Annotated in this window: 18 protein-coding genes; 9 read left to right on the top strand and 9 right to left on the bottom strand. The window is 67.8% G+C overall.

Annotation, left to right across the window (positions count from 1 at the left end; all coding sequences use genetic code 11):
- Nucleotides 1–111 precede the first annotated feature (111 nt).
- Complete coding sequence (locus EKE94_RS00535; protein ID WP_127904660.1) at nucleotides 112–564, bottom strand: Phasin; 453 nt, start codon at nucleotides 562–564, stop codon at nucleotides 112–114.
- Nucleotides 565–689: 125 nt separating this feature from the next.
- Nucleotides 690–2,483: a PHA/PHB synthase family protein gene (locus EKE94_RS00530; protein WP_127904659.1), complete on the bottom strand. Its 1,794-nt coding sequence runs from the start codon at nucleotides 2,481–2,483 to the stop codon at nucleotides 690–692.
- Between the two features lie 158 nt (nucleotides 2,484–2,641).
- Here EKE94_RS00530 and phaZ point away from each other — a divergent pair, with 158 nt between their 5' ends.
- Entirely contained in the window at nucleotides 2,642–3,961 is a 1,320-nt protein-coding gene (gene phaZ, locus EKE94_RS00525; protein WP_127904658.1) for a polyhydroxyalkanoate depolymerase, read from the top strand.
- Nucleotides 3,962–4,032: 71 nt separating this feature from the next.
- On the opposite strand, the gene EKE94_RS00520 is transcribed toward phaZ, so the two are convergent.
- Nucleotides 4,033–4,341 (bottom strand): transglycosylase domain-containing protein, encoded by a 309-nt coding sequence (locus EKE94_RS00520; protein ID WP_127904657.1) that lies wholly within the window; start codon nucleotides 4,339–4,341, stop codon nucleotides 4,033–4,035.
- A gap of 403 nt (nucleotides 4,342–4,744) precedes the next feature.
- Nucleotides 4,745–5,488, bottom strand: a complete 744-nt coding sequence (locus EKE94_RS00515) for an alpha/beta hydrolase (RefSeq protein WP_127904656.1) — start codon at nucleotides 5,486–5,488, stop codon at nucleotides 4,745–4,747.
- A gap of 172 nt (nucleotides 5,489–5,660) precedes the next feature.
- Here EKE94_RS00515 and thrS point away from each other — a divergent pair, with 172 nt between their 5' ends.
- The 5 genes from thrS (at nucleotide 5,661) to EKE94_RS00490 (ending at nucleotide 10,170) form a co-directional block, all read left to right on the top strand.
- A complete protein-coding gene (gene thrS, locus EKE94_RS00510) occupies nucleotides 5,661–7,619 on the top strand; it encodes a threonine--tRNA ligase (protein ID WP_127904655.1) in 1,959 nt (652 codons plus the stop codon).
- 183 nt (nucleotides 7,620–7,802) lie between these two features.
- Nucleotides 7,803–8,090 (top strand): BufA1 family periplasmic bufferin-type metallophore, encoded by a 288-nt coding sequence (locus EKE94_RS00505; protein ID WP_127904654.1) that lies wholly within the window; start codon nucleotides 7,803–7,805, stop codon nucleotides 8,088–8,090.
- An 8-nt stretch (nucleotides 8,091–8,098) separates the two neighbouring features.
- Nucleotides 8,099–8,962 (top strand): MNIO family bufferin maturase, encoded by an 864-nt coding sequence (gene bufB / locus EKE94_RS00500; protein ID WP_127904653.1) that lies wholly within the window; start codon nucleotides 8,099–8,101, stop codon nucleotides 8,960–8,962.
- Nucleotides 8,959–9,717, top strand: coding sequence for an HvfC/BufC N-terminal domain-containing protein (locus tag EKE94_RS00495; RefSeq protein WP_235855847.1), 759 nt, complete (start codon nucleotides 8,959–8,961; stop codon nucleotides 9,715–9,717). Before bufB ends, EKE94_RS00495 begins: the two co-directional genes overlap by 4 nt.
- A gap of 246 nt (nucleotides 9,718–9,963) precedes the next feature.
- Nucleotides 9,964–10,170 (top strand): cold-shock protein, encoded by a 207-nt coding sequence (locus EKE94_RS00490; RefSeq protein WP_127904651.1) that lies wholly within the window; start codon nucleotides 9,964–9,966, stop codon nucleotides 10,168–10,170.
- 55 nt (nucleotides 10,171–10,225) lie between these two features.
- Here EKE94_RS00490 and EKE94_RS00485 read toward each other — a convergent pair whose 3' ends face one another.
- From EKE94_RS00485 to lepA, 3 genes are all read right to left on the bottom strand, one after another.
- Entirely contained in the window at nucleotides 10,226–10,627 is a 402-nt protein-coding gene (locus EKE94_RS00485) for a DUF2177 family protein (protein WP_235855896.1), read from the bottom strand.
- A 376-nt stretch (nucleotides 10,628–11,003) separates the two neighbouring features.
- Nucleotides 11,004–11,498, bottom strand: coding sequence for a pyridoxamine 5'-phosphate oxidase family protein (locus EKE94_RS00480; protein ID WP_127904649.1), 495 nt, complete (start codon nucleotides 11,496–11,498; stop codon nucleotides 11,004–11,006).
- 346 nt (nucleotides 11,499–11,844) lie between these two features.
- Nucleotides 11,845–13,647, bottom strand: a complete 1,803-nt coding sequence (gene lepA / locus EKE94_RS00475; RefSeq protein ID WP_127904648.1) for a translation elongation factor 4 — start codon at nucleotides 13,645–13,647, stop codon at nucleotides 11,845–11,847.
- Between the two features lie 227 nt (nucleotides 13,648–13,874).
- On the opposite strand from lepA, the gene EKE94_RS00470 reads away from it, so the two are divergent.
- The 3 genes from EKE94_RS00470 to EKE94_RS00460 all read left to right on the top strand — a co-directional run bounded on the left by EKE94_RS00470 (nucleotide 13,875) and on the right by EKE94_RS00460 (nucleotide 15,587).
- Nucleotides 13,875–14,156: an acylphosphatase gene (locus EKE94_RS00470; protein ID WP_127904647.1), complete on the top strand. Its 282-nt coding sequence runs from the start codon at nucleotides 13,875–13,877 to the stop codon at nucleotides 14,154–14,156.
- 380 nt (nucleotides 14,157–14,536) lie between these two features.
- The gene (locus EKE94_RS00465) at nucleotides 14,537–14,836 is read left to right on the top strand and encodes a hypothetical protein (protein WP_127904646.1); all 300 of its coding nucleotides are present in this window, start codon (nucleotides 14,537–14,539) and stop codon (nucleotides 14,834–14,836) included.
- Nucleotides 14,837–14,888: 52 nt separating this feature from the next.
- Nucleotides 14,889–15,587 carry an NAD-dependent deacylase gene (locus EKE94_RS00460; protein WP_407940852.1) on the top strand — a complete coding sequence of 233 codons (699 nt, stop codon included), beginning with the start codon at nucleotides 14,889–14,891 and terminating at the stop codon, nucleotides 15,585–15,587.
- A gap of 220 nt (nucleotides 15,588–15,807) precedes the next feature.
- Here the strand turns inward: EKE94_RS00460 and rpmB are convergent, their stop codons facing one another.
- Together rpmB and EKE94_RS00450 are read right to left on the bottom strand one after the other, a co-directional pair.
- The gene (gene rpmB, locus EKE94_RS00455; protein WP_127904644.1) at nucleotides 15,808–16,095 is read right to left on the bottom strand and encodes a 50S ribosomal protein L28; all 288 of its coding nucleotides are present in this window, start codon (nucleotides 16,093–16,095) and stop codon (nucleotides 15,808–15,810) included.
- A 330-nt stretch (nucleotides 16,096–16,425) separates the two neighbouring features.
- Nucleotides 16,426–17,076: a hypothetical protein gene (locus tag EKE94_RS00450; protein ID WP_127904643.1), complete on the bottom strand. Its 651-nt coding sequence runs from the start codon at nucleotides 17,074–17,076 to the stop codon at nucleotides 16,426–16,428.
- Between the last annotated feature and the right edge of the window lie 299 nt (nucleotides 17,077–17,375).

The raw sequence follows: 17,375 nt of genomic DNA, 5'->3' as shown, positions 1-17,375 counted from the left end.
CCGTGGGGCCGTCGCCGACGGTCGCGGGCCGCATGGCAGATGCGGGTGGGCATGAAAAAGGCCCGCCCCCCGCGATGGGGAAGCGGGCCCGTTCCGTGCCGTGCGGCACGCTTACTTCGATGCGGCGCCGGCGGTTTTCTTGGCGGCGGACGTCATGTCCGAGCCAGCCTTCTTGGCGGCCGAGGTCATGTCCTCGCTCATATCCTTGCCGGCGGCGAGCATCAGCTCGACCGTCTCCATCTGCACCTTCTTCGCCACTTCGGCGTAGGCGGCCATCGATTCGGCGGTCATCTCGGCCTGGGCCGATGCGAAATCGGTCATCGCCTTGGTGTAGTCCGACGGATCGTCCTTGACGGTGGCGATGCTGCCGACCTTGCCGATCGTATCCATCGCCCATTTCGACGAGATCTCCGTCGACTTCTCGGCGGCTTCCAGAGCGACCTTCGACATCTTTTCGCCAAAGGCGGCATAGGATTTGAAGCTGTCCTGCATGTGGCCCATGTCCATCGGGAACTGGCCCATCATGTCCTGCATCATCTTGGTGTAGTCTTGCGTGCTGATCATCGTCTGTCTCTCCTTCTCAGAGCCGGCTTCCCTAGCGTCGGGATTGAGAGATATATGCATGCTGCGCCGCAGCATTTCAAGGATTTTCTGCATTGCAGAATAACCCTCAGGTTGTTCCCCGGAAATCAGGCGTTTGGCTGTTCGGTCACGTAGGTTCCCGGCGCTGGGCCCAGGACCTCGACCCCATCCTCGCCCGGGACCCTAGCCGGGATCTTGCGACCCGACCGCCGTGACAGCCAGTCGCCCCAGCGCGGCCACCACGAACCTTCGTGGAATTCGGCCGCCTCTTTCCAGGCCTCGGCGCCGCCAGACCAGTCGCCATGCGTCCAGTGGCCATACTTCTTCTTGGACGGCGGATTGACGATGCCCGCGACGTGCCCCGCCTGGGTCAGGAAGAACGTCTTGGATCGGCTTCCGGTCTGCGCCATTCCGCGGAAGCTGGACCGCCATGCGGCGATATGATCGGCCTCGCACGCGATGGCGCATAGCGGCTGGGTCACGTCGGACAGGCGCACCGTCTCGCCCAGGATCTCGAACCCCGTGGTTGCAAAGCGGTCCTGCTGACAGAGCCCGCGCAGGTATTCGACCGCCATCCTTGCGGGCAGGTTCGTGGAATCGCCGTTCCAGTAGAGCAGGTCGAAGGCGGGCGGCGCCTCGCCCAGCATGTAGCTGCGGATCGCGGGGGCATAGACCAGGTCATTGGCCCGCAGGAACGAGAAAGTGCGGTTCATGAAGACCGAGTGCAGCACGCCCTTCTCCTGGCAATCCGCCTCGATCCCGTCGACGAAGTCGTCGTCGAGGAACGCCCCCACCTCGCCCGGGTCCGAGAAATCGGTGAGCGTGGTGAAGAAGGTAGCGGACTTCACCGACCTGTCGCCGCGCCGGGCCATCAGGGCCAGCGTCAGGGCCAGTGTCGTGCCGGCGATGCAGTAGCCCACGGCGTTGACCTGATCTTCGCCCGTGATCTGCTTGACCGAAGCGATCGCCTGCAGAAACCCGCGCTCGACATAATCGTCCATGCCGACGTCGCGATAGCTGGCATCGGGGTTCTTCCAGCTGACCACGAAGAGGGTGAAGTCCTGTTCGGTGATCCAGCGGATCAGGCTGTTCCTCTCGCGCAGGTCGAGGATGTAGAACTTGTTGATCCACGGCGTGAAGATCACCAGGGGCGTGCGATGCACCTGTTCGGTGCGCGGCGCGTACTGGATCAGTTCGAAGAGGTCGTTGCGGAACACCACCGACCCCTCGGAGGTGGCGAGGTTGCCGCCCACCTGAAACGCCTGCGGATCGGAGAGGGTGACCAGAAGCTCGCCGTCATTCGCCTCGATATCGCGGACGAGGTTTTCCAACCCGTCGACAAGGCTCTGCCCCTCGGTTTCAAGCGCGCGCGACAGGGCGGTGGGGTTGGTGGCGAGAAAGTTCGTCGGACTCAGCATGTCGAGGATCTGCTGGCTGAAATAGGCCAGCCGCTGGCGGTCGCCCTCGGCCAGGCCGTCGAGATCGGCTACCGCGTCGCGCACCGCCTGCGCGTTGATCTGGTACTGCTGCTTGATCCAGTTGAAATAGGGATGCGTGTCCCACATCGGATCGGCGAAACGGCGGTCCTTCGGACCTGGATCTTCGGGCGCGGAGAGGGGGCCGCGGGTCAGCGACTGCTGCGCCTCGGCGTAGTGCTTCAGCGTGCGGCCCCAGTAGCCCACCTGATGTTCCATGATCTTGGCGGGATTGGCCATCGCTTCGGCCCACCACGCGGTCGCGGCCCGGGCATAGAGGTCGGGTGACGGCCCCTGCAGCGAGGACCGCACCGGACGGCGCTGCGACAGCGCGGTCATCAGGCGGCCCGAAAGCTCCTCGATCCGGCCGAGGTTGCGGGTCAGCGTATCGATCTCTTGCGGCGGCGTCTCGTCGTGAGTTGTCATCTTAACCCTTGCCGCCTATCTTCGCTGCATAGCAGCATTGCCCCGGGGGGTTTTGCTGCAGGCGTCGTCACCGGCCCCGTCCTCCGTGGCGGACCGGAGGAAAAGGCGTCTCGCGGCCTTTGATATGGTCCGGATCGCGATCCGGGAAAGGAGAGCCCATGCGGCAGTTGCCGACTTACGACATGATGGAGACGATCCGGAACACCAACCAGTGGCTGGGTGCGACCGCCTCCGCCTTCGGATCCTACCCGATCACAGGCCTCGTGCCAAACCCGGCCTTTCAACTGATGGCCGCCTGGGGCGCGGTCACCGAACGAAGCTTTTCGCGCATGGTGGCCAAGCCCGACTGGGGCATCCACACCGTCGTGGGAGAAGACGGGCGCGACCACGTTGTGACCGTCGAAAAGGAGCTGGAGCAGCCCTTCGGCGACCTTTTGCGGTTCCACGTCCATTCCCGCCCCCAACGGCCGCGCCGCATCCTTCTGGTCGCGCCGATGTCGGGGCACTACGCCACGCTCCTGCGGTCGACCGTCGCATCGCTGCTGCCCGACGCCGAGCTGTGGATCACCGACTGGCACAATGCGCGTGACATCCCCGTGTCGGCGGGCAAGTTCGATGTCGAGGATTTCACCGATTACCTGATCGATCATATCCGGCATCTGGGCCCCGACATCCATGTCATCGCCGTCTGCCAGCCCGCCCCGCTGGCGCTGGCCGCCGCGGCATGGCTAGCCGAGCGCGAGCCGCAGGCGCAGCCGGCCTCGCTGACCCTCATCGGCGGCCCGATCGACCCTTCTGCCGCCGCGACCGAGGTCACGGATTTCGGCCACCGCGTCACCATGGGCCAGCTTGAACACCTCGCCATCCAGCATGTGGGCGTGAAATATGCGGGCGTCGGGCGTCTGGTCTATCCCGGGCTGATGCAGCTGTCGTCCTTCATCGCGATGAACGCCGAACGGCACGGTCAGGCGTTCTTCGACCAGATCGTCGCCACCGCCAAGGGCGAAGCGCGCGACAACGACAAGCACAACAAGTTCTACGACGAATACCTCGCCGTGATGGACATGACGGCCGAATTCTACCTGTCGACCGTCGAGCGGATCTTCAAGAACAACGAGATCGGGCGCAACGCCTTCACCATCCGGGGCGAGCAGGTGGATATCGGGGCGATCACCGAGACCGCCGTCAAGGTGGTCGAGGGCGAGAACGACGATATCTCGGCCCCCGGACAATGCCTTGCCGCGCTGGATCTGCTGACCGGCCTGGCGGATGCGAAGAAGGCCAGCCATCTCGAGCCGGGCGCGGGCCATTACGGCATTTTCGCCGGGCGCAGCTGGCGCAACAATATCCGCCCGCTGGTGCTGGATTTCATCGACGGCAACAGCCGCAACCAGCCCAAGTCGGGCCCGCGCCTGAAGGCCGTCGGCGCCAGCGGCAGCGGTGGTGGCACCCCCAAGGGCGGGCCAACCCCGGTCTGATCGACGGCGGGACCCCGGCCTGCCGCGCGACGGGCGGCGGGCCGGGCCCGACGTGCACAGCCTACCCTTTGCTATCCCCCGGCCGCGCAGGGCCGCAAGGGCGCGACGACCGCAAGCGTAGAGGCCCGGGCGGCGGTTGCCTCGGCCTCGGACAGCGCCCCGGTCTTCACTATTTGCAAAAGCACGAAATCGCGCCGGGTCCGCGCCAGATCCCGGTCGCGCGCCGGGTGCGGCATCGCGGGGGCCGCGGCCAGTACGGCGATATAGGCGACCTCGGCAGACCGAAGGCCATCCCCTCGCTTGCCGAAATAGGCCACCGCCGCGGCGGACACGCCGTGGCATCCCCGCCCCAGGTAGACCGGGTTGGCAGACCACTCCAGACACTCGTCATGAGACTACGTCGCGGCGATCTCGACCGCGCACCCCGCCGTATCCTCGGGTCTTCGTCCGGGCGTGGTGTCCCCGGCGCGCGGACGGAGCGCGTTCATCTGCGCGATGCTCGGGGCCGTGGAGGAGGCATCGAAGAACCGGCGTTTCTGCCCTGTGAGAACGGCCTGCAGGACCGACGGGGGAGCAAAGACGGCCATGCCGCTCCCCCCGCTTCATATGTGGCGCGAACCCGGTCGGGGCCGGACGCCGCCGCCTGCTGCGCACGCGCCACCGGTCAGGGCGAGCTGGAAGCACAGGACAGCCCCGCCCCTGCCCCGGCACCAACGCTCCGCTCCGGCACTCCCGTTGCCCACTGCCAGCCGATACCGCAGTACCGCCCCCTCCCCGACCGCGTCACACGCGGGCCGAGACCTCGTCGACCGCGGCCTCGATCAATGCAAGGCAGTCGGGCGTCGAGAAGCGGTGATCGGCGCCCTTGACCAACCGCAGATGCATGTCCCCGGCCTCGGCATGGGTGAGCAACTTCAGCGCGACCGACACGTCGACATCCTCGTCCGCCGTGCCCTGCAGCAGGCGCACCGGCATTGGCAGGACCAGGGGGTCGCGCAGAACCAGCTGGGTGCGCCCCTCCTCGATTAGCCGCTGCGTCACGACCAGCGGCTCGCCGTACTCCGACGGCCGCTCGATCCGGCCGGTCTCGGTCATCGCCTCGACCTCTTCGCGGGTCATCGAGGCCCAGAATCCGTCCTCGGTGAAATCCGGCGCGGCGGCGATGCCGACGATCGCGGCAACCGCCTCCGGCATCGCCTTCGCCACCAGAAGCGATATCCAGCCGCCCATCGACGACCCCACCAGGATCTGGGGCCCCTCGGTCAGCGCGCCGATCGCCGAAATCGCATCCTCGGCCCAGTCGCCGATGGCGCCGTCCTCGAACGCGCCGGACGAGCTTCCGTGCCCGGAATAGTCGAACCGCAGGAAGGCGCGGCCCTGCCGCCGGGCCCAGTCTTCGAGGTAGACCGCCTTTGTCCCCTCCTTGTCGGAGCGGAAACCGCCGAGGAACACCACCCCCGGGCCGGTGCCCGGTGTCTGGTCATAGGCGATGCGCCGGCCCTGCGGCGTCTCGAGATAGTCGGTCATCGGTGGTCGCTCCCTCGGGGTCTGTCGGCGCAGATACCTAGCAGCCCATGCCCCAGAGGCAAAACCTGTCCGCGACTTGACGCCGCCCCCCGGCGCGGTCAGAAACGCGACCCGAGACATACCCGCAACCGGGCGTTCCGTGGGCGCCAAACCGACGAGGAGGACCAGGCCGATGAGCCTTGACCAATCCCCGATTTCCCTGACCTTTCCCGATGGCAACGCGCGCGACTATCCTGCCGGCACCACGCCGGCCGAGGTCGCCGAAAGTATCTCGAAATCCCTGTCGAAGAAGGCGATCAGCGCCACCGTCGACGGCCGCCACTGGGATCTTCAGTGGCCGATCGAGGCCGACGCGCAGATCGCCATCCACACGATGCAGGACGAGACGCAGGCGCTCGAACTGATCCGCCACGACCTGGCGCACATCATGGCCCGCGCCGTGCAGGAGCTGTGGCCCGACGTGAAGGTGACCATCGGCCCCGTCATCCAGAACGGCTGGTACTACGACTTCGACCGGTCCGAGCCCTTCACGCCCGAGGATCTGGGCGCGATCGAGAAGAAGATGAAGGAGATCATCGCCGCCCGCGATCCGGTTCGCACCGAAACGTGGGAGCGTGCCGACGCGATCCGCCACTACGAACAGAACGGCGAACCCTACAAGGTCGAGCTGATCGACTCGATCCCCGGCGACGAACCGATCCGGATGTACTGGCACGGCGACTGGCAGGATCTCTGCCGCGGCCCGCACCTGCAGCACACCGGCCAGGTGCCGTCGGACGCATTCAAGCTGATGCGCATCTCGGGTGCCTACTGGCGCGGCGACAGCTCGCGCCAGCAGCTGCAGCGGATCTACGGCGTCGCCTTCCAGAATCGCCAGCAGCTGAAGGATCACCTGACCTTCCTCGAAGAGGCGGAAAAGCGCGACCACCGCCGCCTGGGCCGCGAGATGGAGCTGTTCCATTTCCAGGAGGAAGCGCCCGGCATGGTGTTCTGGCATCCCAACGGCTGGTCGATCTACCGCGAGCTGGAGGATTACATGCGCCGCCGACTGGGCCGCGCCGGGTATCGCGAGATCAAGACGCCGCAGATCGTCGACCGCAAGCTGTGGGAGGCCTCGGGCCACTGGGACAAGTACCGTGAGAACATGTACATCACGGAGATCGACGAAGAGCACGCCAACGAAAAGCGGGTGAACGCGCTCAAGCCGATGAACTGCCCCTGCCACGTGCAGGTCTTCAACCAGGGCATCAAGTCCTACCGCGACCTGCCGCTGCGGCTGGCCGAGTTCGGCTCGTGCCACCGCTATGAGGCGCATGGCGCGCTGCACGGTCTGATGCGGGTCCGCGGCTTCACGCAGGACGATGCGCACATCTTCTGCACCGAAGACCAGATCGAGGCCGAGTGCGGCGCCTTCATCGACCTTCTGGCCAGCGTCTACAGCGATCTCGGCTTCGACAAGTTCGAGATCAAGCTGTCGACCCGCCCCGAAACGCGCGTCGGCTCGGACGAAGTCTGGGACAAGGCGGAAAGCGCGCTGGAAAAGGCGATCCTGTCGGTGCGCAGCGACTACGAGGTCGATCCGGGCGAAGGCGCCTTCTACGGGCCGAAGCTGGATTTCAAGCTGACCGACGCGATCGGTCGCGAATGGCAGTGCGGCACGTTCCAGGCCGACTTCAACCTGCCCGACCGACTGGATGCCAGCTATGTCGGCGCCGACGGCGACCGGCACCGCCCGGTGATGCTGCACCGCGCGATCCTGGGCTCGTTCGAACGGTTCCTGGGCATCCTGATCGAAAACTACGCGGGCAAGCTGCCCCTTTGGCTGGCGCCGCGGCAGGTGGTCGTGGCCTCGATCGTGTCGGATGCCGATGATTACGTCCGCGAGGTCGTGCAGCGTCTGACGGCCGCGGGCCTGCGGGCGCAGGCCGATACCCGCAACGAAAAGATCAACTACAAGGTCCGCGAACATTCGGTGGGCAAGGTGCCGGTGATCCTGGCCATCGGCGGGCGCGAGGTCGAAACCCAAAGCGTCACCGTGCGGCGCCTGGGCGAGAAGCAGACCCAGACCCAGTCGCTCGACGAGTTCATGGCGCAGATCCAGCGCGACGCGATGCCGCCCGATCTTGCCTGATCGGGATGGCCCCGGGGCGGAACGGCCCCGGACCGCAGCGCGTTAACCTTTGCATGCGTATGTCCGGCCGGACCCATTCCGCCCGGACACGCGCATGTGATATTGTGACCCGGCGCCCGGCCTCTTCCCTTTCGGCCGAGACTGCCGACATGTAGCGTTGTAACGACTTACCAGGAGCCTTCGATGTCCAACCGTACCCTTGCCGTTGCCAGTGCCGTCGCGGCCGCTCTGACCGCCACCTACGGCGCGGCGCCCGTCCAGGCGCAGGCGATGGAGAAATGCTACGGCGTGGCCGAGGCGGGCGAAAACGACTGTGCCGCCGGGCCGGGCACGACCTGTGCCGGCACATCGACGGTCGACTGGCAGGGCAATGCCTGGACCCTCGTCCAGGCAGGCACCTGCGAAGAGATCGACCTGCCGGGCGACCGACAGGGATCGCTCGAACCGCTCGATCGCGATCTGCCCGCCTGATCGGGCCCATGTCCACCGCCGGGCCCATTCCCCGCGACCGCCTGCCCCCGGCCCCGGGGGTGGGCTTCAAGGCGCGGCATTTCGCGGCGATCATGGATGATCCGGGCCCCGTCGAGTGGCTTGAGATCCATGCCGAGAACTACATGGGCGACGGCGGGCGCCCGCTGTCGCAGCTAAGCACCCTGGCCGATCGGTTTCCGATTTCGGTGCACGGCGTCGGCCTGTCGATCGGCGGGGAAGGTCCGCTCGATCCCGGACATCTCGACCGGCTTTCGCGGCTGATGGGCTGGCTCGCCCCCGCCAGTTTCTCGGAGCATCTGGCCTGGTCAACGCATGAGGGCGCCTATTTCGGCGACTTGCTCCCCCTGCCCTATACGCAAGCGACGCTCGACCGTGTCGCGGCGCATATCGATGTCGTGCAGGACAGGCTTGGCCGGCGCATGCTTTTGGAGAACCCGTCAAGCTACCTGGCCTTTGCAGAAAGCGACCGGTCCGAGACCGAGTTCCTGACGGACCTCGTGGCCCGGACGGGCTGTGGCCTTCTGCTCGACATCAACAACGTGTTCATCTCGGCCACCAATCTGGGGCTGGACCCTCGCGCCTATATCGATGCCGTCCCGACCGGTGCCGTGGGGGAGATCCATCTCGCCGGGCATGACGAGGATCACGACGATTCGGGACGCCCGCTTCTGATCGACAGCCACAACCGCCCCGTGGCCGACCCGGTCTGGGCGCTTTACGACCACGCCCTTGCACGGTTCGGCCCCGTGCCCACGCTGATCGAATGGGATACCGATGTCCCCGACTGGCCTGTCCTCGCGGCCGAGGCCGCGCGGGCTGCGCGCGCTCTGGGACAGCAGGCCGCGGCGTGACCCGGACGGCCCCGGAGACGCCGCCGTTCCTGGGCCCGCTGCTGGACCCCGCCAGCCCCGAACCAAACGGGCTGCGGGCGCCGGATGGCGGACCCGCCGGGCGGCGCTACGACGTCTACCGCAACAACGTGACCATCGGCCTGATGCAGGCGCTGAAGTCCGGCTTTCCCGTGCTCGCGCAGGTCCTCGACGACCGATTTGCCGACCTCGCGCGGGCCTTCGTGCGGACGCATCCGCCGGATTCGCCCATCCTGCAGCGTTACGGCGCGGCCCTGCCCGGGTTCCTGGAGACTTGGGCGCCTGCACGCGGAGCCCCATGGCTCGCCGATCTCGCCCGGCTGGAGCTGGCCTTGCGCGAAAGCTACCACGCCGCCGACGCCCCGCCACTTCCGCCCGAGGTCCTGGCAAACGTGCCGCCCGACCGGCTGATGACCGCGCACCTGCAGCTTGCGCCGTCCCTGCGGCTGGTCCGGTCCCGCTGGCCGGTGCTGAGCCTCTGGACCGATATCCGCGACGGGCGTGCGCCCACGGCCCGCGCGCCGGGCGAGGCGGTGCTGATCCTGCGCCCCGACTACGACCCCGCGCCGCATCGCCTGGCCCCGGGCGGCGCGACGCTGCTGCTGGCGTTGAGCGCGGGCCAGCCCCTCGGCCCCGCGCACGCGGCCGCGGTTGCCGCGGCGCCGCAGTTCGACCTCTCGGCGCTGCTGACCCAGCTACTGACCGGCAAGGGCCTGACGGGGCTGACCTTCGACTGATCCCGGGCAGGATACCGGCGTGACTGCCGTGCGATGCGCATTCGAGCGACGGAATGCGACCCGCGCCCCAACGTAGCAAGACTTTTACTTGCGTTTTGCGGAATCACCGGCATCCTTTGGGATCGTGACACACCGACTTTCTGTCACGCGCGCGCCTTGCCCCAGGTAGGCCGCAGGATGTGGAAGACCCGGCAGCACCACCCCGCCGCACTCCCGCGGGCGGTCCGACGACGAAGGAGAAGCGGAATGCCGACTGGCACCGTAAAATGGTTCAACACGACGAAAGGCTACGGCTTCATTGCGCCGGACGATGGCGGGAAAGACATCTTCGTACATATTTCGGCGGTCGAACGGGCCGGCATGACCGGCCTCGCCGACAACCAGAAGGTTCGCTATGAACTGATCGAGGGCCGCGACGGTCGCAATTCGGCGGGCGACCTGTCGGCGATCTGACGCCATGCGTCCCGGATCGGCCCTGTTGCAGGGCCGGTCCAGTCCGGCGCCCGTATCAGGACGCCAGCGCGCGGGCCACGAGAACGCCGATCCACGCGGAAACGCCGGTCAGGATCGTGCCCCACGTCCCGTCGACGATGACCTGCTGCCACGACCAGTTGCGCAGCGTTGCGAAGTTCGTCATCTCGTAGGTGCCATAGGCCACCAGTCCCAGAACCGCGCCGTTCAGCAGGGCCTGTGACGGCGCGCCGGCCTTCAGCGCGGGCCAGGAGACGAGGTAGACCAGACCGGCCACGTAGATCAGGTAGAACCCCGCCGCCGCCCCCAGCCTGGGCGAGGGCAGCAGCCAGTCGCCGACATGGGTCTCAAACAGCGGCCGCATCAGGGTTCTGAGCGCAACCGCGTCGGCGGCAAGGAACACGATGGCGGTGGCGACATAACAGACGGCGATCTGGATCACGTGGACGGCCCTTTGATCTTTGCCCCCGCGCGGGGGGCAGGTTGGAATTTGCCGCCGGGCGAGCTTCGCCCCGGGGCCGGCCCCCGGACACCTCGCCATGCGACCTTGTGGTAAGATACGCGGATCGGTCGAAACTGGATCTGCCTGCGCAGATTATTCGGCCGCCGCACTCCCCCGCCCCGGTCGGCATGGACCGTGTGAACGTCCCCATACGACGACGCCGGAAACCATTCGGTTCCCGGCGCCCGCGATCTTCGCCGCTAAGGCTTGATAAGAGTCATTCCGAACAGCGCCGAACGTCTGCCCTACCCAGCTTTCCCCGGGCTCGGAAGCACGGCTGGGCAACGGGTGAGTCCGGACCGGCGCGACTTGGTCAGCGCAACGGAACGTCCGCGACCTTGTCCTGATAATCGGACTTCGGATCAGAGCCGAAGAGCGACTTCACGCCGGCGACCAGCGACGATCCGTTTTCCCAGATCTCGGCGCTGGACAGGTCCATCCGCAGAAGGACCAGCTGCGGATCGTCCTTGCCCTCTTCGTACCACGCCGCGACGTGAGGGTTCCAAAGCCGCTCGACGACCTGGGGGTCGGTATCTTCGCGCAGGGTGCCGCGGATGGTGGCAAAGATGTCGTGCCCCTTGGACACGAAGCTTGCGATGGCAGGCGACGGTGACCCCAGCGCCTTGGAAAGGCTGGCCTTGCGCGAGGTGAAGAACCACAGCGGCCCATGCTCTTCTCCCTCCTCGTCGAGGATGGCCGTCATGGGGCGGGGGTGGTCGTCAAGCGCGGTTTCCAGCCCCAGCATCACGGTCATGTCCGAGGCGAGGTTCTTCCAGAGCTTGTGTTCAAGTTCTTGCGGGGTGGGCATCGGGTATCTCCCTTCCGGTGTTCGCCGGCGAAACGGATGGAGAGTGCCAGCGGTTCCAAGGGTCGGGACAACAAGCCACCGGGGCACGGCACCGGCTCTCGTGCCACGCCACGGTCCGGCCTGCTGCGCAGGATGACGCAAGGCGAACGCCGCGTCGTGCGCGGGTAAACGGCGGACCTAGGGGCGATCACGGTGAGCCAGGATCGAGCTTCGCTAGACGCCGACAGGACGCAGGGGCGAACTGCCCGTAGGACGGACATGTGAACCTGCGCCCCCCTCCGGCAGAGACGGAGGCCCGCAGGCGCCGCCCCGGCGACCGGGCAAAGGGCAAGGCCTGCCTTGCCGCTCAGCCGTCCATCTTCAACGCGTTGATGAAGGCTTCCTGCGGGATTTCGACCTTGCCGAACTGGCGCATCTTCTTCTTGCCGGCCTTCTGCTTGTCCAGCAGCTTGCGCTTGCGGGACGCGTCGCCGCCGTAGCACTTGGCCGTCACGTCCTTGCGCATCGCCGACAGGGTTTCGCGGGCGATGACGCGGCCGCCGATCGCCGCCTGGATCGGGATCTTGAACATGTGGCGCGGGATCAGCTCTTTCAGCTTTTCGCACATCGCACGGCCCCGCCCCTCGGCCCGGTCGCGGTGCACCATGATCGACAGCGCATCGACGGGTTCGTCGTTGACGAGGATCGACATCTTGACCAGCGAATCCTGGCGGTAGCCCATCATCTGGTAATCGAAGCTGGCATAGCCCTTCGTCACCGATTTGAGCCGGTCGTAAAAGTCGAAGACGACCTCGGCCAGCGGCAGGTCGTAGACCACCATCGCCCGACTGCCCGCGTAGGTCAGGTCCATCTGGATGCCGCGCCGGTCCTGGCACAGCTTCAGCACGTCGCCGAGATACTCGTCGGGGACGAGGATCGTCGCCTTGATCCGCGGCTCCTCGATATGCTCGACGGTCGCCGGGTCGGGCATGTCGGCGGGGTTGTGCAGCTCAAGCATCTCGCCGTCGCGGGTATAGACGTGAAAGATCACCGAGGGCGCTGTGGTGATCAGCTCGATGTCGTACTCGCGCTCGAGCCGGTCGCGGATCACCTCAAGGTGCAGGAGCCCCAGGAACCCGCAGCGGAAGCCGAAGCCCAGCGCGGCCGAGGTCTCCATCTCGTAGGTGAAGGAGGCATCGTTCAGCGCAAGCTTTTCGATGGCATCGCGCATGTCGTCGAAATCATTCGTATCGACCGGGAAGAGGCCGCAGAAGACCACGGGCACCGACGGCTTGAAGCCCGGCAGCGGCGCGGCGCACTGGCGTTTCTCATGCGTGATCGTGTCGCCCACCCGGGTGTCGCGCACCTGCTTGATCGAGGCGTTGAGGTAGCCGATCTCGCCCGGGCCCAGTTCTTCGGCGGCGGTCATCGCGGGGCGGTAGACGCCCACGTCGTCCACGTCGTAGGTGCCACCCGTCTTCATCATCCGGATGCGGTCGCCCTTCTTCAGCACGCCGTCGATGATCCGCACGATGACGATGACGCCCAGGTACTGGTCGTACTTGCTGTCGACCAGCATCGCCTTGAGCGGCGCGTCGCGGTCCCCCTCGGTCGGCGCCGGCAGCCGCTGCACGATGGCCTCAAGCACGTCGGGGATACCAAGGCCCGTCTTGGCCGAGATTTCGACCGCGTCCTGCGCATCGATGCCGATCACGTCCTCGATCTGTTCCTTCACGCGGTCGGGCTCGGACGCGGGCAGGTCGATCTTGTTCAGTACCGGCACGATTTCGTGGTCGGCGTCGATGGCGGTGTAGACGTTGGCGAGTGTCTGCGCCTCGACCCCCTGCGTGGCGTCGACGACCAGAAGCGACCCCTCGACCGCCTGCATCGAACGGCTGACCTCGTAAGCAAAGTCGACGTGGCCGGGCGTGTCGATCAGGTTCAGGATGTAGGTCTGCCCGTCCTTCGCCGGATAGTCGATGCGGACGGTGTTGGCCTTGATCGTGATGCCGCGCTCGCGCTCGATATCCATGGCGTCGAGCAGCTGATCCTTCATGTCACGCTCGGCCACCGTGCCGGTCAGCTGGATCAGCCGGTCGGCAAGGGTGGATTTCCCGTGGTCGATATGCGCGACGATTGAGAAATTGCGGATGTGCTTGAGCTCGGTCATGCGGGTCCGGGGCTGAATGGGTGGTTTCGACGTGGATGGCGTGGCGGGCGGCGGTTTGCAAGGGAAATAGGGCGTGAACGTCGGGGCCCCTCGGAGATCGCGGTCGTGGCGCGCACCCGGGCCGCCCCATGCCGCATCCGCCCCGGAACCCAAGCGCCGAGGGACCGTTGCCCCCCTAGCGACGGGCCGGACCGGCCCCAAGGAACGATGAAGGAAATGAGGACGAAATGGACGAAGACAGGGTCACCGTGGGCGTTACCGTAGCGGGGCGGGTTCAGGGCGTGGGCTTTCGCGCCTGGACCAAGGCCGAGGCAGAAACCCTTGGCCTGTCGGGCCGGGTCTGGAACGATGCCGACGGCACCGTTGGCGCGATCCTGGCAGGCGCCCCCCGCGCGGTGCAGGAGATGGTCGACAGGCTGCGCAAGGGCCCGCCGAGCGCCCGCGTCGACACCGTCGATACCCAGCCGATGCAGGACGACCCCGAACCGGGTTTCGACGTGACCAACTGACCGGCCGGGCATCGCGGGCGGCCCGACTGGTATGCCGCCCGGGTGCCGCCCCGGGGTGCGGCTGCGCGGTGCCGCCGCAATCCCTTGCGGCGGATCGAACGTGCAGTCGGCCGCTGTCGGAGGTGGTCACCCGGACGACCTCGGTTCGTCCCGCCCCTCGCCGCCTATGGCCGACCCCTTAACCTGCCACAGCCCGCTCGCCGGGGCAGCTCGTCACGGTGCGCTCCTTGGGGGCCCGCACCGCCGGATACTTGGAATCCCCCATGAAATCGTGAATTGAAAATACCGGGGCCGTTTGGCACCTTCGCAGGCATGGCAGTCGCGCCGGGAAAACCGCAGGCAAAATGCGGAGCCGGCACAGGAACGAGGCAAGGAACCCTATGAAGAAGAGATTTGCCGTCGCAGCTTTCGCGCTGCTGGCGAGTTGCGGCGCGAGCGCGGGCGTGGTCGAGAAAGCCTGCCTCAACTCGGACCGCGCGCAAAGCAACCGCCAGCTGTGCGGCTGCATCCAGCAGGTCGCGGACATGACTCTGGACGGGCGCGAACAGCGGCAGGCCGCGAAATTCTTCGCCGAACCGCATCAGGCGCAGGAGATCCGCCAGTCCGACCGCCCGAACCACGAAGTCTTCTGGAAGAAATACAGACATTTCGGGGCGACCGCGGAAAGCTACTGTTCGTGACACCCCGCCCCGATCCGGCTGCCCGGCATCTGGACCAGGGCCGGAGCGCCTGATGCGCATGGTCGTGCTGACCGGGGCGGGCGTTTCTGCCGAAAGCGGGTTGGGCACCTTTCGCGACAAGGGCGGGATCTGGGCGCGCTACGACCTGTCCGAGGTCGCCACGCCCGAGGGGTTCGCCCGCGATCCCGGGCGGGTGCACGACTTCTACAACCTTCGCCGCGCGCAGGCGGCGGAAAGCCGGCCCAATACCGCGCACGCGGCGCTGGCGCGGCTGGCGCAGGCGATGGACGGGGATCTGCTCTTCGTCACCCAGAATGTCGACGACCTGCACGACCGCGCGGGCACGCCGGGCGTCCTGCACATGCACGGGCGGCTGGACACGGCGCTCTGCGCCGCCTGCGGGGCGCGCTGGACGGCCCCCGCCCGGATGACGCCGCGCGACCCCTGCCCCACTTGCAGCGCGCACGCGACCCGCTCCGACGTGGTCTGGTTCGGCGAGATGCCGCACGGGCTGGACCGCATCGCGGGGGCACTGGAGGCGGCGGACCTCTTCGTGGCGATCGGCACCTCGGGCAGCGTCTACCCGGCTGCGGGCTTCGCCGCCGGGGCGCAGGACGCCGGGGCGCGGACGCTCGAACTCAACCTCGCGCCCTCCGATGCCCCCGGCATCGACGGGGGCCGCTACGGTCCCGCAACCGTAGTCGTCCCGGCATGGGTGGACGAGATCCTCGGCACGACCGGCGGTTTCTGAACCCGGGACCGGCCCCGACGCACCGCGACACGCCCGGGGTGCGGCCCGGCATCAAGATGCCGACCGCCCGGCGGTCCCCATGCCCGGGCCAGAACCAAACACCCGAGCTCAGCCACCCTGTCCCCCAACGCAAAGACCCCCGCGCCACAAGGGCCGGGGGCATGCAGGGGATCCCGGGGCGGGAAAAAGCCGTACGACCGGCCTTCCCGCGGGTCGGGGATCAGGCCGAGGCGCGCGCCTTGGCGATGTCGCGCTTGATCTTCAGCGCGGCGGGCGACAGCTCGGTGTCGCGCGCTTTCAGCAGGAAGGCGTCCAGCCCGCCACGGTGATCCACCGTGCGCAGGGCCGAGGCCGAGATGCGCAGACGGAAGGTCCGCTCCAGAGCCTCGGACATCAGCGAGACGTCGTTGAGGTTGGGCAGAAAGCGGCGGCGGGTCTTGTTGTGGGCGTGGCTGACGTTGTTGCCGGTCATCGGCCCTTTGCCGGTCAGTTCGCAGCGGCGCGACATGAGCGTGATCCTCGTTTCTCTGGCAGGTCCGCGACCCTCGCCGCCGATCCCGCAATACAAACGGGCACGCCCTGCAGCCGTGCCCGGAATTCCGTCCGCGCGATCTATCGCCATACGGGGGCGGCGTCAAGCAGGCTCCCCCTATTCGGCAGGTCCAAAAGCCCGTCTTGCGGGGCAGACGGTGGCGTCATGGCCCCTCCGCACCGCGCGCGTCCCGAATGACGGACCGCCCGGACGAAACGGCAGCCCGGGGGCGAATCGTTACGTGCCCGGGCGCCGGCGCGCGGAGGCAGGGGGCGCGCGCCCCGAAGCGCGGGGGCGCAGCCGGGGTCAGCCCCGGTCGTCGTCGCCGGGGACGCCGGCCCTGTCCAGTCCCGCGGCGCGCGCGGGGCCGGAGAGACCGCGCAGAAAGGCATCGATCTGCACAGGCCGCGGGCCGGTCACGGCCGCTTCGAGCGCCTCTGCGGTCCAGCCCCCGGGCCCCGGCGTCAGGGCAGCGAAGTGGTCGCGGGCGCTGCGCCGGTCGGCCACGCCCAAGGGCAGTTGCAACGCGGCGGCCAGGACCTGCCGCAGCTCCTGCACCCGGCGCATCGCCGAGAACGCCCGCATCATCGGGCCGGTCAGCGCCGGCGTCTCGCGCCAGTCGGCACCTCCAAAGACCTCGGCCGTGACCTTCTGCCCCGCGCCGGCGCAGTCGTAGGCGACGCATCCCGGGAACCCCGCGCGCGCCCGCGTCGCGTGGATAGTGCAGCCTCCGCCGGGCGCGAGGTTCGGACAGGGCTGGCCCGCCGGCTTGTCGATGGCGAAGGCATCACCCCGATCCAGCGCCAGAGCAAGACAGCAAAGATCGGCGCAGGCCGCGCAGTCGCCGCGGAACTCGGGCCCCGCGGGGTGCGGCACACGCAATCCCGGTGCGCCCGACGACGCGGCGCGGGCGAGAGGGGGGTCGATCACAGGTCCGGCATCGGGATCTGGGGCCATGCGCGCCGCCTAGCAACGCCGCGGAGACGGCGCAATAGGCGACCGGCCCTGGCTGCCCGCCGCCGGCCGGGCAAGCCCCCCGGACGACGCGATCCTCCCGCCTTCGTAACTGGCAGAGTCGTCCAGACGGCGCCCTCCGGCGGACCGCGACCGGACGCGTCGGCGACCAGCCTGCAGCCCCCTGCCGTATGAAAGGGCGGCCCCGCGGCGCCGTCCCGCGACGCGGGGGGCGTGCGCGGTCCGGATGGCCGGGCCACCACCCGCCGCCCATGTCGTGCGGGACTGCGTCATCCGGCGCG

This window comes from Mesobaculum littorinae (genome assembly GCF_004011175.1).
Classification (GTDB): Bacteria; Pseudomonadota; Alphaproteobacteria; order Rhodobacterales; family Rhodobacteraceae; genus Tranquillimonas; species Tranquillimonas littorinae.
The sequence above is the reverse complement of the archived record's forward strand: the minus strand, read 5'-3'. Positions and strand labels throughout refer to the sequence as shown.

Bases quoted from the DNA above. Each gene is read 5' to 3' on its own strand.
- EKE94_RS00505 (WP_127904654.1), top strand. From the start codon at position 7,803: ATGTCCAACCGTACCCTTGCCGTTGCCAGTGCCGTCGCGGCCGCTCTG.
- thrS (WP_127904655.1), top strand. From the start codon at position 5,661: ATGAGCCTTGACCAATCCCCGATTTCCCTGACCTTTCCCGATGGCAAC.
- phaZ (WP_127904658.1), top strand. From the start codon at position 2,642: ATGCGGCAGTTGCCGACTTACGACATGATGGAGACGATCCGGAACACC.
- EKE94_RS00450 (WP_127904643.1), bottom strand. From the start codon at position 17,076: ATGGCCCCAGATCCCGATGCCGGACCTGTGATCGACCCCCCTCTCGCC.
- EKE94_RS00515 (WP_127904656.1), bottom strand. From the start codon at position 5,488: ATGACCGACTATCTCGAGACGCCGCAGGGCCGGCGCATCGCCTATGAC.
- rpmB (WP_127904644.1), bottom strand. From the start codon at position 16,095: ATGTCGCGCCGCTGCGAACTGACCGGCAAAGGGCCGATGACCGGCAAC.
- EKE94_RS00470 (WP_127904647.1), top strand. From the start codon at position 13,875: ATGGACGAAGACAGGGTCACCGTGGGCGTTACCGTAGCGGGGCGGGTT.
- EKE94_RS00465 (WP_127904646.1), top strand. From the start codon at position 14,537: ATGAAGAAGAGATTTGCCGTCGCAGCTTTCGCGCTGCTGGCGAGTTGC.
- EKE94_RS00490 (WP_127904651.1), top strand. From the start codon at position 9,964: ATGCCGACTGGCACCGTAAAATGGTTCAACACGACGAAAGGCTACGGC.
- EKE94_RS00530 (WP_127904659.1), bottom strand. From the start codon at position 2,483: ATGACAACTCACGACGAGACGCCGCCGCAAGAGATCGATACGCTGACC.
- EKE94_RS00480 (WP_127904649.1), bottom strand. From the start codon at position 11,498: ATGCCCACCCCGCAAGAACTTGAACACAAGCTCTGGAAGAACCTCGCC.
- bufB (WP_127904653.1), top strand. From the start codon at position 8,099: ATGTCCACCGCCGGGCCCATTCCCCGCGACCGCCTGCCCCCGGCCCCG.
- lepA (WP_127904648.1), bottom strand. From the start codon at position 13,647: ATGACCGAGCTCAAGCACATCCGCAATTTCTCAATCGTCGCGCATATC.
- EKE94_RS00460 (WP_407940852.1), top strand. From the start codon at position 14,889: ATGCGCATGGTCGTGCTGACCGGGGCGGGCGTTTCTGCCGAAAGCGGG.
- EKE94_RS00535 (WP_127904660.1), bottom strand. From the start codon at position 564: ATGATCAGCACGCAAGACTACACCAAGATGATGCAGGACATGATGGGC.